This is a genomic window from Nocardia sp. BSTN01, assembly GCF_015354405.1.
Taxonomy (GTDB): Bacteria; Actinomycetota; Actinomycetes; order Mycobacteriales; family Mycobacteriaceae; genus Nocardia.
The window spans coordinates 39,237-55,395 of sequence record NZ_JADKYP010000011.1 but is presented as its reverse complement, the minus strand read 5'-3'; the positions used below and the strand labels follow the sequence as shown (position 1 = coordinate 55,395).

At 66.5% G+C, this 16,159-nt stretch carries 15 protein-coding genes; 4 read left to right on the top strand and 11 right to left on the bottom strand.

Annotation, left to right across the window (positions count from 1 at the left end; translation table 11 throughout):
* Nucleotides 1-76 precede the first annotated feature (76 nt).
* Nucleotides 77-787 (bottom strand): hypothetical protein, encoded by a 711-nt coding sequence (locus tag IRT45_RS12370; protein WP_194805986.1) that lies wholly within the window; start codon nt 785-787, stop codon nt 77-79.
* Between the two features lie 295 nt (nt 788-1,082).
* Between IRT45_RS12370 and rfbB the strand changes: the two genes are divergently transcribed.
* Entirely contained in the window at nt 1,083-2,084 is a 1,002-nt protein-coding gene (rfbB, locus tag IRT45_RS12365; RefSeq protein ID WP_194805985.1) for a dTDP-glucose 4,6-dehydratase, read from the top strand.
* Here the strand turns inward: rfbB and IRT45_RS12360 are convergent, their stop codons facing one another.
* Both IRT45_RS12360 and IRT45_RS12355 read right to left on the bottom strand, forming a co-directional pair.
* Nucleotides 2,085-3,683 carry a DUF2142 domain-containing protein gene (locus IRT45_RS12360; protein WP_194805984.1) on the bottom strand — a complete coding sequence of 533 codons (1,599 nt, stop codon included), beginning with the start codon at nt 3,681-3,683 and terminating at the stop codon, nt 2,085-2,087. It lies immediately after the preceding gene.
* Nucleotides 3,680-4,648 (bottom strand): glycosyltransferase, encoded by a 969-nt coding sequence (locus IRT45_RS12355; protein ID WP_039775209.1) that lies wholly within the window; start codon nt 4,646-4,648, stop codon nt 3,680-3,682. The genes IRT45_RS12360 and IRT45_RS12355 overlap by 4 nt, the downstream gene beginning before the upstream one ends.
* A gap of 229 nt (nt 4,649-4,877) precedes the next feature.
* Here IRT45_RS12355 and IRT45_RS12350 point away from each other — a divergent pair, with 229 nt between their 5' ends.
* Together IRT45_RS12350 and IRT45_RS12345 are read left to right on the top strand one after the other, a co-directional pair.
* Nucleotides 4,878-5,405, top strand: a complete 528-nt coding sequence (locus IRT45_RS12350; protein WP_309240913.1) for a GtrA family protein — start codon at nt 4,878-4,880, stop codon at nt 5,403-5,405.
* 149 nt (nt 5,406-5,554) lie between these two features.
* Nucleotides 5,555-7,450, top strand: a complete 1,896-nt coding sequence (locus tag IRT45_RS12345) for a glycosyltransferase (RefSeq protein WP_194805983.1) — start codon at nt 5,555-5,557, stop codon at nt 7,448-7,450.
* Nucleotides 7,451-7,495: 45 nt separating this feature from the next.
* On the opposite strand, the gene IRT45_RS12340 is transcribed toward IRT45_RS12345, so the two are convergent.
* From IRT45_RS12340 to IRT45_RS12305, 8 genes are all read right to left on the bottom strand, one after another.
* A complete protein-coding gene (locus tag IRT45_RS12340; protein WP_194805982.1) occupies nt 7,496-7,939 on the bottom strand; it encodes a hypothetical protein in 444 nt (147 codons plus the stop codon).
* A gap of 207 nt (nt 7,940-8,146) precedes the next feature.
* Complete coding sequence (locus tag IRT45_RS12335; protein WP_194805981.1) at nt 8,147-8,995, bottom strand: NAD(P)-dependent oxidoreductase; 849 nt, start codon at nt 8,993-8,995, stop codon at nt 8,147-8,149.
* Between the two features lie 127 nt (nt 8,996-9,122).
* Nucleotides 9,123-10,199 (bottom strand): ribosome small subunit-dependent GTPase A, encoded by a 1,077-nt coding sequence (rsgA, locus tag IRT45_RS12330; RefSeq protein WP_194805980.1) that lies wholly within the window; start codon nt 10,197-10,199, stop codon nt 9,123-9,125.
* A gap of 274 nt (nt 10,200-10,473) precedes the next feature.
* Nucleotides 10,474-11,277: a hypothetical protein gene (locus IRT45_RS36790; protein ID WP_228534262.1), complete on the bottom strand. Its 804-nt coding sequence runs from the start codon at nt 11,275-11,277 to the stop codon at nt 10,474-10,476.
* Nucleotides 11,278-11,308: 31 nt separating this feature from the next.
* Entirely contained in the window at nt 11,309-12,232 is a 924-nt protein-coding gene (locus tag IRT45_RS12320) for a glycosyltransferase (protein ID WP_194805979.1), read from the bottom strand.
* A gap of 104 nt (nt 12,233-12,336) precedes the next feature.
* Nucleotides 12,337-13,143, bottom strand: a complete 807-nt coding sequence (locus IRT45_RS12315) for an ABC transporter ATP-binding protein (RefSeq protein WP_194805978.1) — start codon at nt 13,141-13,143, stop codon at nt 12,337-12,339.
* Nucleotides 13,144-13,151: 8 nt separating this feature from the next.
* Complete coding sequence (locus tag IRT45_RS12310; protein WP_194806050.1) at nt 13,152-13,976, bottom strand: ABC transporter permease; 825 nt, start codon at nt 13,974-13,976, stop codon at nt 13,152-13,154.
* Between the two features lie 136 nt (nt 13,977-14,112).
* A complete protein-coding gene (locus IRT45_RS12305; protein WP_194805977.1) occupies nt 14,113-14,709 on the bottom strand; it encodes a bacterial proteasome activator family protein in 597 nt (198 codons plus the stop codon).
* Nucleotides 14,710-14,944: 235 nt separating this feature from the next.
* Between IRT45_RS12305 and IRT45_RS12300 the strand changes: the two genes are divergently transcribed.
* Nucleotides 14,945-16,150, top strand: coding sequence for a cysteine desulfurase-like protein (locus IRT45_RS12300; RefSeq protein WP_194805976.1), 1,206 nt, complete (start codon nt 14,945-14,947; stop codon nt 16,148-16,150).
* Nucleotides 16,151-16,159: the final 9 nt, after the last annotated feature.

Below are 16,159 nucleotides of genomic sequence, written 5' to 3'. Positions count from 1 at the left end.
GCCCACCGAACGGTGGGCGGGGCACTGTCTTGATCCGAGGAATCCGCCCGCTCAGGGGGACGGGCAGCCTGCGGAATTACTTGGCCGGCGCCGGCGGGTTGAACGGCGCGGTCGTGGTGGCCCAGTACTGGATCGCGGCGCCGATCGCGACCGGAGCGGTCACGAAGATCTGGCCGGCGAGCACACCGAGGAAGCCGACAGCGGCGGCACCGGCGACACAGCCGCCGAGCGGGCCGAGGCCGAACAGGGTGGCCAGCGCACCGGTGGCGACGAGTCCGAGGGCGGCGCCCGCGACACAGCCGATGGCCGCGCCGCCGACACCACCGACCAGGGTGCCGATGGTGGCGCCGGTGGAGATGGTGTCCTTCAGGCGAGTGAAGGCCGCGACCTCACGGTCGTAGGGGGTCTTCCACGGAGCCGACTCCTCGAAGGGCAGCGCGACGGGCTTGTAGACCGCGTGCTGCTCGTCGAACTGCGGGGTCAGGGTGGCGGTGTTGCCGGAGATGTCGGCGGCGATCGGGAACTCGAAGTCGTCGACCCGGAAGTTCAGCGGGGTGCCGGCGAGCACGGTGCCGTTGGCGGCCTTGATCTTCAGCATGCCGTCTTCGTTGACGATCGAGCCGCCGTCGGTCTTGATCACGGCCTTGTCGTTGTCGACGACGCTGGCCTTGTAGTAGACGCTCTCGGGCGCCGCGGGGGCGGCGGGGTCGGCCGTGGCAGTTCCGGCTGCGACACCGACAGCGGCGACCAGCATGGCGGCGGTCGCGGCGAATTTCCTCATCATCATTTTCTGCGGAACCTCGATACAGAGTGGTTCTGGGACATGAGAAATAGAAATCGACGTCAGCTAACGAGCGGTGAACCTGTTGTGTCCGTTCATTCAAATTCTGTTCACCATCGGGTTCTTGCCGATTGTCAGGTTGCGGAAACATGCAGTATGCGTCCGGTTTTCGGACACCATCAACAATTCGAACAAATAGGACATCGAGAGTATGGTGTGACGAAGGTCACACTCGCTCCCGGGTCGGTGTGACTCGCAGGTGCTTCAAAGTCCGTATTCGCGCCCACGTTAGGGTGGCACGGTGCGACTGCTCGTAACCGGCGGAGCCGGATTCATCGGCGCGAACTTCGTCCATCAGACCCTGGCGGATCGACCCGACGTCCGCGTCACCGTGCTCGACGCACTCACCTATGCCGGAAATCGCGCCTCGCTGACGCCGATCGCCGATCGGATCGAGTTCGTGCACGGCGATATCGCCGATTCCGGTCTGGTGGACCGCTTGGTCTCCGGAGCCGACGCCGTGGTGCATTTCGCGGCCGAATCCCATAACGACAATTCGCTGGCCCGCCCCCGGGCGTTCGTGCAGACCAATATCGTCGGCACCTTCACTCTGCTCGAGGCCGTCCGCAAATACGATGTGCGCTACCACCACATCTCGACCGACGAGGTCTACGGCGACCTCGAGGCCGATGATCCGGCATTCACCGAGAACACCCCTTATCAACCGTCCAGCCCGTATTCGGCGACCAAGGCCTCCAGCGATCTGCTGGTCCGTGCCTGGATACGGTCGTTCGGGGTGCGGGCGACGATCTCCAACTGCAGTAACAATTACGGCCCGTATCAGCATGTGGAGAAATTCATCCCGCGCCAGATCACCAATCTGATCGACGGGGTACGACCGCGCCTCTACGGCGCCGGACATCAGATCCGGGACTGGATTCACGTCGCCGATCACAATCGCGCGGTGTGGGACATTCTCGACCGCGGGCGCATCGGACAGACGTATCTGATCGGGGCCGACGGTGAACTGGACAACCGGACCGTGGTGGAGCTGCTGCTCGCCGAATTCGGCCGCGACCCCGGCGATTTCGATCACGTCACCGATCGGCCCGGGCACGATCAGCGCTACGCCATCGACGCCGGCCTGCTGCGCGCCGAACTCGGCTGGCGTCCCAGGTACGGCGATTTCCGCGCCGGACTGGCCGCGACGGTCGCCTGGTACCGCGACAACGAGGCGTGGTGGCGCCCGCAGAAGGAACACACCGAACGCGCATACGCGGCGGCCGGCGAAAAGGTGCTCTAACTAACCCCAGATCAGGACGTTGTATTTGATCGCGGCCGCGGCCAGTGCCACCACGGTCGCGACCACCACCGTGATCGCGGGCCCGCGGACCGGCGTCACGCCGCGAGAATCGCTCAGCCGCAATGGCATCCACCGCAGCAGCACCGCGAATCCGGCTATCGCGAGCGGCACGAAATAGCGCCCCTGCACACCGTCGATCATCCAGTAGCCCACCGGTGTGAACGACATGTAGAGCGTCACGTAGATCATCGCGACACTGGCCAGCACGGTGAGCGCGACGATCCAGGTGCGCCACCGGTTACCGGTCAGCCGATCCGCGATTCCGGCGCTCACCGCCAGCGCCAGCAGACAGGCCAGGATCGACAGCGCGGGCACGTCCACATAGGCGAATCCCAGCTCGCCGAAGAATTGGATGAACCATTTCTCGTCCCGATACCAGATGCTGTCGCCGAACGTATTGGCGAAATGCACCGGATCGGAGAGAATTCCGTGCAGCTGGTCGCCGGGGCGCACCGAACGCCATTCCGACGGCTTGCGCATCAGGCCCATGCCGTCGCCCGTCGGCGCGGCGACCTTCATCCATACCGCGAACAGGATCGCGCCCAGCGCCGCGAAACACCACGGCAGCCAGCGCAGCACCTTCCCGAAGCCGTACTGCCGGGCGGGAATCAGTACCACCAGCATGGCGAGGATGACGTAGGTCGGCTTGCTCAGCGGTAGCGCCAGCGTGGCCGCCAGTGCGGCCACCACCTCCGGCTTCGACAGCCGGGTGTCGAGGAAGACGCCCTTCACCACCAGGCACGACACCAGGACGGCCAGGGCGTTGGTCACGGTGTCGGCGGTGACGGTGCCCGCCTGGAACAGCGCGATGGGCAGCACCGCGATCGTGAACACCAGCCATTGGATGCGGAACGTCCGCAGCGCCCGCAGCGCGAACGCCACGATCACCAGATAGGCGAGCAGTCCGGCGAGCCGGGTGAGCAGCACCGTATCGCCGACGTCGAGGCCGATCGCCTGGGCGAGCCGGATGCCCACGGCCGCGGGCACATACGGCACCGGCGAGTAGGCGGCGGTATTGGTGAACCACATCTGCTTGGTCGCGGTGGTGGTCACCGGCGCCGATCCCAGCCGATCGTAGGCGGTCTCGTCGGCGGCCAGCGGAGCCGGCTCGGTGGGATGACGGTTGTAATCGGTGAAGGCGTAACCCATCAGCCCGTCGACACTCAACGGGATCTGCCCGCCGTAGGAGATGCCGCGGTCGTCGGTGATCCGCTCGGGGGTGAATCCGCCGTGCGCCACCTGGTACGCGCGGCCGAACTGGGTGATCTCGTCATGACCCCAGAACGGCGGCGTGATGGTCGCGAACACGATGCCGAAAACGCCGGCCACCAGGACGAATACCGCCGCGGCCGGGCCGAGGTGGTGCGCGATGCCGGATCGGGTGCGCCGGAGCAGGCCCGAGGGCTGTCGCTGCTCGGCGCCGGCGCTCTCGCGGTTCGTCTCGTCGCGGTTCGGGTGCTCGGTGCCGGCTTCGCTGATCACGGCCTCGCGATCGGAAGCCCGCCTATCGGCGGCCTCCTTGTCGGCCTGGGTCGTCATCCGTGTGCCTGCCGGACCTGCTCGGGCGTTTCGGCGCCGACGGCCGAATACCGCAGGTACATCAGGCGGGCGGCCTCGTGCCGGGATCGGCGGATGCCGTCGAGGATCAGACCGGCGGTCCACGCCAGGCTGCCCAGCAGCAGCAGGGTGAAGCCGAGGAACAACGTCGGGAAGCGCGGAACCTGGTGGATTTCGTAGAACTGGATCACTATCGGCACGATCAGAATGATCGAGATCAACCAGGCCAGCGTGCCGAACAGTCCGTAGAAGGCGACCGGGCGTTCGTGCCGGGCCAGACCGAAGATCAGGCCCAGAATCTTGAATCCGTCGTGGTAGGTGCGCAGTTTGGATTCACTGCCCTCCGGCCGATCGCGGAATCCCACCCGGACCGAGGTCTGCGGTACGCGCAGATGCAGCGAATGCACGGTCAATTCGGTTTCGATCTCGAATTCGCGCGATACCGCGGGGAAACTCTTCACGAAGCGGCGGGAGAACACCCGGTATCCGGAGAGCATATCTTCGACGTTCTCGCCGAATACCTTGCCGACCACGCCGTTGAGGACGCGGTTTCCGGCTTCGTGGCCCGCGCGGTAGGCCTGCGTGCCTTCGTCCTCTTTCCGCACGCCGAGGACGTGGTCGTAGGGGCCCGACAGCAGCGCCTCGATCATTTTCGGGGCGGCGAAGGCGTCGTAGGTGTCGTCGCCGTCGATCATCAGGTAGACGTCGGCCTCGATATCGGCGAATGCGCGCCGGACGACGTTGCCTTTGCCCTTGACGGTCTCGGTGCGCACGATCGCGCCCGCCTCCCGGGCACGTTCGGCGGTGGCGTCCGTGCTGCGGTTGTCGTAGACGTAGACGTCGATGCCCGGCACGGCAGCCTTGAGGTCCGTGACGACCTTGGCGACCGCAGCCTCCTCGTTGTGGCAGGGCACGACTGCGGCGATGCGAAGCTCGGTGGGGTTCACCCCGTCAATCCCTCATTTGATCGGCCGATGAAATACGGAACACCGGGAGGGTACAGGCCGGGGCCGCAGTCGCGCCCGCTAACCCTCACTGTGTCCGGTGCGGGGCGGTGCACCCGCCGCGACCTCGCGCCCTTTGCGTGCGCTGTGAGCCGCTCGGTCGCGCCCGCGGCGAGCCGCGCTCCCGACCGGCATCACGCGGTGGGGAACCGGGGTGCGGTACCGTCGCCGGGTGGCCAGCAGTGAGACGGCGACCGAACCGGTCGATCGAACCGGCGATACCTTGCGACACAAGGTCGTCACCGCCCTGCGGCAGGGATCGGCCTTTCTGGTGGTCGGCGCGATCGGATTTCTCGTCGACGCCGGAACCTATAATCTGCTGGTCTTCTGGGGCGGCGACGGAGTTCTGAATCACGCGCCGCTGGTCGCGAAGATCATCTCGATTCTGGTGGCCACGGTGGTCACGTATTTCGGCAACAAATGGTGGACTTTCGCGCACAAGCAGGGCGGCAGTCCCGCCCGCGAATACTTGCTGTACACCGTTTTCAATGTGGTTGCCATCGGATTGCAGCTGGGGTGTCTGGCATTCTCCCGATATGTCCTGCACCTGTCCTCGCCGCTGGCGGACAACATCTCCGGCACTCTGATCGGCCAGATCGTGGCGGTGGTTTTCCGCTACTGGGCCTACGACACTTTCGTCTTCGCCGAGTCGCGCTCGGGTCGTGATTTGCGGGACACCCGCACCCGGTCAGGCCGGTGATCGTGCGCCGCAATTGTCGATCACCGGCCCTCCCATCGGACGCCGCGACATGAGACGGACATAATGGGTATCGCTCGCACCGAGCCCGCACTTGACCGCGCCCGCGCCGGATTCGGCGCCATCGGACACTGTTTACGAGGGATTCCACCATGGATCAGTCGGCTGGCCAGGCCGTGACCGCCACCGAGAACGACCCGCGGATCGCCGAGCCCGCACCCGGCGCCCTGCGGACCGAGCACCGCGCCCCCGACCGCCTGGTTCTGGCCCGGGGCATCTTCACCGGCCCGGCACCCAAGATCAGCGATGAACTCTATGCGGTGGTCAAGGGCAAATCGCATCGCGAACGGCTGTCGCTGCGGCTGGAAAAGGGCGCGCACGCCCACACCAATACCTATTTCGGCCGATTCGCGGCCAGTTACTGGCAGCGCTGGACGACGGTGACCGAGGTCGAGGTCTCGATGCGGGTCGCGGTCGGCGACCGGGCCCGGATCCGGCTGGCCGCCTCCGATATCGCCGGGCACCGGCGCATCATCGACTCCGCGGATGTGAATTCTGACGGGGTGATCACCCTGCGGGCGCCGCTGGATCAGTATGTGGACGGCGGGGCGCTGTGGGTCGAATTCGACGCTGTCGGAGGCGAACTCGCGATCGGTGAACTCACCTGGACCGCGCCCGCGCCGGATCGCGTCCGCCCGGTCGCGATCGCGATCTGCACCTTCAACCGGGCCGAGGACTGCGCGCACACCGTCGCCGCCCTCGCCTCGGATCCGGAGGTTCTGGCGGCCATCGACGCGGTGTACGTGGTCGACCAGGGCACCGACCTGGTGTCGGACCGGGAGCTGTTCCAGCGGACGCGGCCGCGTTTCGGTGACAAACTGCGCTACATCCGGCAGCCGAATCTCGGCGGGGCGGGCGGCTTCACCCGCGGGTTGTACGAGGTGTCGGCGGCGAACGAGCACGCCGACGTCATCCTGATGGACGACGACATCCTCTGCGAGCCCGAAACGGTGTTGCGGCTCAACGCCTTTGCCAATCTCACGGTGGAACCGACCCTGGTCGGCGCGCAGATGCTGTTCCTGCTGAACCCCGACTATCTCAACGTCGGCGCCGAGGAAGTGCACCTGAACGAGCTGCGGCACGGTCAGAAGGTGCCCAAGGCGTTGCGCAACACCAGCATGCTCAAGCGCAATCAGGAGCGCCGCGTCGACGCCGGCTACAACGCCTGGTGGACCTGCCTGATCCCGGCCGAGGTGGTGGCCCGGATCGGACTGCCGCTGCCGATCTTCTTCCAGTGGGACGACGTCGAATACGGTGTCCGCGCCCGCGAGGCGGGATTCGTGACCGTGACGCTGCCGAATGCGGCGGTCTGGCACGCGGACTTCTACTGGAAGGACTTCGACGACTGGGCGCGCTACTTCAGCATGCGCAATTCGCTCATCGTCAGCTCCATGCACACCGATCTCGACGCGAAGGCGGTGACCCGCAAGCTGTTCCGTGAGATCGCGGAATATCTGGTGGGTATGCAGTACGGTCTCGCGCACACCACCCTGCAGGGCATCGAGGACTTCCTGCAGGGCCCGAAGATCCTGCGCGACGGCGGAATTCAGGCACTGTCGGCCGCTCGAACCAGTCGCGGTGAGTACGGCGAGACGAAGAAGCACGCGGCCGCCACCGCACCGGTCCGGCAGTCCGACATCCAGCTCCGCCGCGCCGGTGGCGAACCGAGCCGCCCGCTGCTGGTGCTGGTCAAGCGTGCGATCCAGCAGTGGACCGGACGCACCCAGCACGGCGTCGTGGGCGTCACCCGCGAGGACGCGCACTGGTGGCATCTGGCCCTGTTCGATCACGTCGTGGTGACCGACGCCTCCCAGTCCGGCGTGCGAATCCGGCAGCGGGACAAGGAGAAAGCCCGTGCCCTGCTGCTGCGTACCGTCCGGGTCCTGCGGCGCCTGCGCCGCGAACTTCCGGAATTGAGCCGCCAGTACCGGGCCGCGGCACCGGAATTGACCAGCCGCGAGAACTGGGAACGGCTCTACGGCATCTGAGCCGCGGGCCCGCCCGGTATGTTCACCGGGCGGGCACACCGCGGATCAGCGGCCGAACGAGCCGGTCGGAGGTGGGGGTGGATTGTTGTCGACCACCGCGCCGAGATATCGGTACGAGGTCGGGTAGGTCGGTCGCGGAAGGTCCGGGACGAACTGCGGCGGCTGCTGGTTCCAGGTGCCGTCGGGCTGCATGTCGGGCGGCGGGGTCTCGAAGTGGCCGGGGCCGGTCTCCATCGGGCACGAGTCGTTGATGCGGGCGTCACCGTGCGGCGGCACCCATGCCGTACCCCGGACCGTGCCGCCCAGGCCCGAGCAGACGATCTCGGCGTCCACCCGATAGATGTCGTCGTTGTCGTTGTGGCAGCCGGCCCGCTCGCAGAACACACCGGGTGCGACCTCGACGGCCGATGCGCCGGCCGCGCCCCCGATCAGTGTGCTCGCGGCGACGGCCGACACGACCGCCACGCCGAAAATCCAGCGGTATTCCATCGCGAATCAACTCCCCTCGATATCGCCGCCGTGAACTCTACCCCGTACGGCCGAAAACCGTTGTGGCACCGGTAATGCCGCTTCCGCACGGCAAGCGCTGACCATCTTCGCACTCCTGTCGACAGCCCGACCCGGGTGCCGATGTATCGGCGTCGGATCGGGCTGTCGGAAGTGGCAACACCACTGTGGCGGGGAGTGTGGACCGGCCTAGAGGAACAGGTCCGTGGTCAGTGGGCCGTCACCGGGGACCACGCGGTACTTGTCCAGATCGGTGACGCCGTGCGAGTTCAGCACCTCGTCGTCGATGAAGAAGTTGCCGGTGGTGTCCTTGGCGGGGGAGGTGAGGACCAGGTAGGCGGCGTCGGCGTAGATGTCGGGGGTGCGGGAGGTCTGGACCATTTCCTCACCGCCGAGCAGGTTGCGGACCGCTGCGGTGGCGATGGTGGTGCGCGGCCACAGCGAGTTCACGCCGATGCCGTACTTGCGCAATTCCTCGGCCAAACCCAAAGTGGTGAGCGACATTCCGTACTTGGCGATGGTGTAGCCCAGCGAGCTGCCCGCCCATTTCGGGTCGAGGTTCAGCGGCGGCGACAGGGTGAGGATGTGCGGGTTGCGCCCGGCCTCGGCCGATTCCTTCAGTGCCGGGATGCTGGTCTTCGACAGCAGGAAACTGCCGCGGCAGTTGATGTCCTGCATCAGGTCGTACTTCTTCATCGACAGCGTCTCGGTCGGTGACAGATCGATCGCCGAGGCGTTGTTGACGACGATATCGATACCGCCGAACCGCTCCACGGTCTGTCGCACGGCTTCGTCGACGCCCTCGTCGTCGCGCACATCACCGACGAATTTGTGCACCCGGCCGCCCGCGGCCTCGAGTTCCTCGGCAGCGGTGTGGATCGTGCCCGGAAGTTTCGGATGCGGCTGATCGGTCTTGGCGATCAGCGTGATGTTCGCACCGTCGGCGGCGGCCCGCTTGGCGATCTCCAGGCCGATGCCGCGGCTGCCGCCCGACATGATCATGGTGCGGCCGGCCAGTGGCTTACCAGCTTCGGTCATATCCCTGCTCCCATCTGTGCGATCACCCCGGCTCCATGATCGGCGATCCGAAGGAGCCGGGATGCTGAACTACCCGATTCGCACAGTAGGGCACCGCACTGCGCTATGCAACTAGTTGCATAGCAGGTCACCGTTGATGGCGACGAGGGTCACGTTCCTTGTACATTCGCCGCTGCGATTTGCTGATCTCGCGCCAGACCCGATCCCGTTCGGCCCGCAACCGGGCGTCGCTGCGCGCGGCGAGCCGGTCGTTCTCGCGCTGCAGTTTGCGGTAGCTGTCCAGTCGTCGCTGCGGCAGCTCACCGGTGTCGAGGGCCGCGAGAATCGCGCATCCGGGTTCGGTGCGGTGTTCGCAGTCGGAGAATCGGCATTGCGTGGCGAGCGATTCGATATCGGTGAAGGTCCGGGCCAGCCCCTGTTCGGCAGCCCACAGCCCGATCGCCCGGAGACCGGGTGTGTCGATCAGGGTTCCGCCGCCGGGGATCGGCCGCAACTCGCGATGCACCGTGGTGTGCCGCCCCCGCTTGTCCGAGACGCGGACCCGGTCCGTCGCGAAAACCTCCTCGCCCAGCAGCGCATTGGCCAGCGTCGACTTGCCGGCGCCGGACGATCCGATCAGTGCGACCGTGCCGGCCGCCACCGCGCGCAGCACATCCATACCGGCGCCGGTGGTCGCGGAGACCGGCACCACCGCCGCACCCGGCGCCGCGGCGCGCACGTCGGGCAGTGAAACATCCGGCGCCAGATCGCATTTCGTCAGCACCACGACAGGCTGCGCACCGGATTCCCAGACCAGGGCCAGCATCCGTTCGATGCGACCCAGGTCGATCTCACCGTCGGCGGCGACACAGATCGCGACGGTATCCACATTCGTGGCCAGCACCTGTGCGTCGGAGCGGCCGGATACCGTCGCGCGCTGCAGAATCGTGCGGCGCGGCAACAACTTTCGTACTGTGAACGCCGGGCCGGCGGACGTGTCGGCCGGTGCGACGGCGACCCAGTCACCGGTACACAGGCCGTTGATGTTGGTATCCGCCCGCGGACAGGAAGCGCGGGCGAGCCCGTCGGGCGTCGCGACATCGCATTCACTGCGATCCATCCGGATCACGCGGGCCGGGACCCAGCCGGTATCGAGCAGCCCTGCGTACGCGGCGGAGAGGTCGGCGGTCCAGCCGTAGGGAAGGAGACGGTCGTAATCGACCATGAGGGGAGACATCCTTCGTCGGGCACCGAGCCCGCGAAGGGCTCAGTGCATGGGGAGGAGAGTGGAAATACGTGCGGCGGAGCGCTTTTCGGTCTGATACCGGGCTCCGTCCGCGACAATCCGACTGCCGACGTTCACGTATTCCACCTCCTCGACCCTCTCGTGTCTCGATACTCGGGTTCGGTCGCCTCCGCGACCGGATGGATAAACAATGACAGCCCGCCGCGCGGGCCGCAACGTATTTTCCGGGACTGCTTCGTCCCGGACCGCTCGGTCAGATCGTGCAGGCGATCAGCAACTGCAGCAGGATGAACACCCCGACCACGCCGAGGCTGATGTAGGAAACGATCGCACCGGGAGCGGCCTGCGGTACCGGCCCGATGGCGCCGTTGATGAAGGCGATGGCGGGCGACTTGTAGTAGACGTGGGTACTGTGGCCCTCCGCGACCGGCACGGTCGTCTCGGCCGGACCCATATCCCACAGCCACTTCGTCGCCACGCGCACGTGATGCTGCCCGGGGCCGACCGGGATGTGGGTCTGTCCCCACTTCGCCATCGGCACCTCCATGCCGTCGACGAGAATCTTCGGGCCGGTCAGCGCGAGCAGGAATCCCAACGGAAAGTACGAGGCGTCGACGACGATGCCCTGCGGTCCCGGTTGCGGCTGGAACGCGGGGCCGTAGGCGCCGTACTGGCCCTGCGGTGCACCGGGATTGGGCGCACCGTAGGGCGCCGGTCCGCCGTTGAACGGCGGCTGGCCCGGATAGGGCTGCGCCCCATAGGGATTCGTCGGCGGCTGTCCGTAGGGCTGCGGTGGAGCCGGGGGCGCGCCCCAACCCGGCGCCTGATGCGGCTGAGAGACGTTGTGCGGCTGAGGAATATGCGGCTGCGAACCCGCGTGCGGCTGCGGATGTCCCGGCGCGGCAACGGCTCCGCTACCGCCGTGCGGCGGTGGCGCGCCATAGGGACCGTTGGGCTGCGGAGCGCCGGGATACGGCTGCGCCGGCGGATACGGCTGTGCACCGTTCGGTGGGAATGGTTGCCCATAGGGTGGCTGCCCACCGTAGGGGTTGCTCACAGCCGTACCTCCTCATGCCAAAAGCACTGATCTAACCGGGTTTATGGAACTGCTCGCGTCGCCCCAGACGCCGCAGCCGCAACCATTCTCGCAGACCGGCCGGATCTTTTTGCTGTACGAGGAAGAACCAGGAGAACCGCGCCCATTCCTGGGGCAGCAGTTTGCGCATACCGGGCTGTGCCATCAAATAGCCACGGTTGCGGTAGGTGAAATAGCGTTTGACCGGATCGTCCGGATACTGGGTGTGCATGCGGCCGCCGAGAATCGGCTTGAATTCCGCCGACCCGTTGGGGTGCAGATACGCCGTCTGCAGACAAGTTCCGAATGGCAGGCCCGAACGCACCAGCCGCCGGTGCACCTCGACCTCGTCGCCGCGCACGAACAGTCGCAGATCGGGCACGCCGATCACCTCGAGCGCCTCGGCGGAGATCAGGGCGCCGTTGAACAGCGACGCGATACCGGGCAGGAAGTCCTCGTCACCGAGCTCGGACCGCAGCCGCCGCCACACCACGCCGCGGCGCAGCGGAAATGCCAGCCGATCCGGATCGTCGATATCGGCCACCACCGGTGACACTTCCGAAAGACCGTGGCGCGCTGCGCAATCGAGCAATTTCTCCAGCACGTCCGGACCTTCGGGACGGCCGTCGTCGTCGGCCAGCCACACCCAATCCGCGCCCATGGTCAGCGCGTGCAACATGCCGAGCGCGAAACCGCCGGCGCCACCGAGATTGTGTTCCGAACCCAGATAGGTCGATTCGATCGGCTGTTCTTCCACCATCTCGCCGACCTCGGGCTCGTTGCCGTTGTCGATGACGATCAGATGGTCGATCGGGCGAGTCTGCGAGGCGAGCACCTTCAGCGATTCGCTCAGCAGTTCCCGGCGTTTGTGGGTCACGACCACCGCGATGATCCGGGCCACTCCGCTGTCCGCGGACGGGGCCGCCTGATCACTCATGGTCGTGTCCTTGTCCTCTGGGACATGGGCGGAGCGCTGCGTGGTTACGCTACGCTCCCGCCTCCGCGCTTGACCGCCCATGTCCGTGTCCTCTGCCGCCGTCGTCATGCGGGATTGCGTTCGAGTTCGAGCTCACGCAGGATCTGCTTCACGTGATCGCCCGCCTCCGGGCCCTCGTAGGCGCGCACCACATCCTCGATATCACCCTGCATGCGCAGCGTGCCGTGGTCGATCCACATTGCGGTGTCGCACAATTGGGCCAGGAATTCGTTGGAATGGCTGCAGAACACCAGGATTCCGGAGCGCGCCACCAGATCACGCAGCCGGTTGCGGGCCTTCTTCATGAATTCCGCGTCGACCGCGCCGATACCCTCGTCCAGCAGCAGGATTTCCGGATCGATCGAGGTCACCACGCCCATCGCCAGCCGTACCCGCATACCGGTCGAATAGGTGCGCAGCGGCATGTTCAGATATTCGCCGAGTTCGGTGAAGTCGGCGATCTCGTCGACCTTGGCCAGCATCTGCTTGCGGGTCTGCCCGAGGAACAGCCCGCGGATGATGATGTTCTCGTAGCCGGAGATCTCCGGATCCATGCCGACACCGAGGTCGAACACCGGCGCCACCCGGCCGCGCACCCGCGCACTGCCGCGGGTGGGCTCGTAGATACCCGAGAGCAGCCGCAGCAGCGTCGACTTCCCGGCGCCGTTGTGGCCGACCAGGCCGACCCGGTCACCCTCTTTCAGCGACAGCGTGATGTCACGCAGGGCCTCCACGACGACCACATCGGACTGATTGCGCCCGATGGATCCGCCGGCCTTGCCCAGGAAAGCCTTCTTCAGCGACCGTGACTTGGCGTCGAAGATGGGAAACTCCACCCACGCCTGGCGGGTTTCGATGCTTACTCCGGTCATATCGTCCTCTACACCCAGTACGGCACGCGGGAACGGTATTGCTTCAACGCCAGGATCGCCACCGTCCAGCCGACCACGGTGATCACACCGACGACCAGCCACGACCGCACCTGCACCGGATCGCCGAGCAGGGGCGCGCGCACGATCTCGAGATAGTGATAGGTCGGCACCAACTCGACCAGCTTGGCCCGCTCGCTCACCGCCCCGCCCTGATCGTGCAGTGACTTCGTGGTCCACATGACCGGGGTCAGCACGAACAGCATCAGCGTCATACTGCCCAGGATCGGGGCGATGTCGCGGTAGCGGGTGGAGAAGATGCCGAACACGATCGACACCCACGCCGAATTCAGGAACACCAGCGCGATCGCGGGAATCGCCAGCAGCACAGTCCAGTCCAGATGTTCCCAGACGCCGAAGGCCACCAGCATGACCAGATAGATCACGATGTTGTGCGCGAAGAACAGGAACTGCCGCCACACCAGCCGGTAGACGTGCACGCTCAGCGCCGAGGGCAGCTGTTTGATCAGCCCCTCGTTGGCGATGAACACATCCGAACCCTCGAGGATGCTGGCGTTGATCACGTTCCAGATGATCAGGCCGACGGTCACGTACGGCAGATACGTCCACAGATCCTGATTCAGGATCGCCGCGTAGAGCACACCCATCGCGGCTGCCTGCACGCCGGTGGCGATGGTGATCCAGAACGGGCCGATCACCGATCGCCGGTAGCGCTGCTTGATGTCCTGCCAGCCCAGCTGTAGCCACAGCTCACGCTGAGAGAACCCCTCGCGGAGGTCTTTGAAGGCCCGCGGAAACGTTTGCGCATCCGACATCAGGGGCACCGTGGCGTCGGCCGGACGTTCGGCTGTGGCCGAATCGGCAGGGGCAGCTGCTGGCACAGTGCACGACTGTAGCGCAGAGCCGATCCCCGCCGGTGGGGGCTCGAGGCTATCCGAAGATCAGCGGTGTTCAGAGGTACTGACCGCCTCCGGTCACCGATCCGCCCTGCCCGCCCTCGCGCGGGATGTGCGCACCCGGCGGCAGCGCGTGCCGCATCTGCTCGAGCTGCGCGCGGGCCGCCATCTGCTGGGCGAACAACGCGGTCTGAATACCGTGGAACAGGCCCTCCAGCCACCCGACCAGCTGCGCCTGGGCGATCCGCAGTTCCGCGTCGGACGGCACGGAATCCTCGCCGAACGGCAGGGCGAGCCGCTCGAGTTCGTCGCGCAACTCCGGGGAGAGTCCCTGCTCGAGCTCGTGCACCGAGGTCTTGTGGATCTCTTTGAGCCGGTTGCGGCTGGCCTCGTCCAGCGGAGCCGCGCGTACCTCCTCGAGCAGCTGCTTGATCATGGTGCCGATCCGCATCACCTTCGCGGGCTGCTCGACCATATCGGCGAGCGACTCCTCGCCGCCGGCGGTCTGCGCGCCCTCGGCGTCGGTGTCGCCTTCGCCGACCACCTGCCCGGCGAACGGCGCCTCACCCTGGGCGCCGGCCGGAATGACCAGCGGCCGCCCCTCGGGTCCGATCACCACGATGGAATCCGGTGCTCCGTCCGATTGCGTCATGGCATCCATGATGTCTGCTTCCCGCGCCGAGCGCTAAGTGAACGACGCATCGCCCGGTGAGGGCCCGGTGCCGGAACGGGGTACGCGGTCCGATTTCGGGCGGAAGTATTCTGTTGCGGTTCTGTCCGCCTCGTGTGTGGTTCGGTTTGTGAAAGTCGGTTGCCATGTCGCGTGATATCGCATTGGGTCGGCGCACGGTTCCGCCGACTTGCCCGCTGCCCTTAGAGTGGCGAGCATGACTTACGACGTCGCGAGGGTTCGGGGGTTGATACCGTCCCTGGGCGACGGCTGGATCCATCTGGACCCCCAAGCAGGGATGCTGGTCCCGGATTCGGTATCGCGCGCCGTATCAACCGGTTTCCGGACCTCTGCTTTTTCGCACACCAATCGTCATGCCGCCGCACGCCGCGGTGGCGCGATTCTCGACGCGGCCCGGGAGGCGGTCGCCGATCTCGTCGGCGGCGATCCGGCAGGCGTCGTACTCGGCCCGGATCGGGCGGTGCTGCTGGCCTGGCTGGCCGAATCGCTGAGTTCACGGCTCGGCCTCGGCACCGGCATCGTGCTCTCGCGCCTGGACGACGAGGCCAATGTCGCCCCGTGGCTGCGCATCGCCAACCGCTACGGCGCCCATGTGCGCTGGGCCGAGGTGGAGATCGAAACTTGCGAGATGCCGGCCTGGCAGTTCGAGGAACTGATCGGCCCGACCGCGCGCCTGGTCGCGGTCACCGCCGCCTCGCCGATCGTCGGCTCCGCACCCGCGGTCCGGGTCGCCGCCGACCGGGTGCACGAGGTGGGTGGACTGCTGGTCGCCGACTGTTTCGGCGCGGCGCCCTACGCCCTGATCGACATCGACGAACTCAATGCCGACGTCGTCGCGCTCTCCGCACCGGCCTGGGGTGGTCCGCAGATCGGGGCGCTGGTGTTCCGCGATCCGGCATTCCTGGATCGCATCCCCTCGATGTCACTGAACCCCTACGCCAAGGGCGCCGAGCGGCTCGAGGTCGGCGGACATCAGTACGCGCTGCTCGCGGGGCTGACCACCTCCATCGACTACCTCGCCGGACTGGACGAACAGGCCACCGGCAGCCGCCGGGAGCGGCTGGAGGTGTCGATCACCTCGCTGCAGGACTATCACGATCAGCTGTTCGAGAATCTGATGGAGGTGCTCGACGCCGTGCCGGATCTGACCGTGATCGGCCGCGCCTCCACCCGCATCCCGACGGTCAGTTTCACCATCGCGGGGATGCAGGCGGAGAAGATCTCCGCCGAACTCGCCGACCACCGCATCGGCACCGTCAGCGGCGCGCACGGCGGCAGCCGGTTGCTCGACGCGCTGGGCGTCAACGACGAAGGTGGTGCCGTCACCCTCGGTTTGGCGCCCTACACAACGAAATTCGAGATCGAACAGCTGGGCCGGGCGCTGAACTCGCTGGAGAAGTAGCTCGCGGCG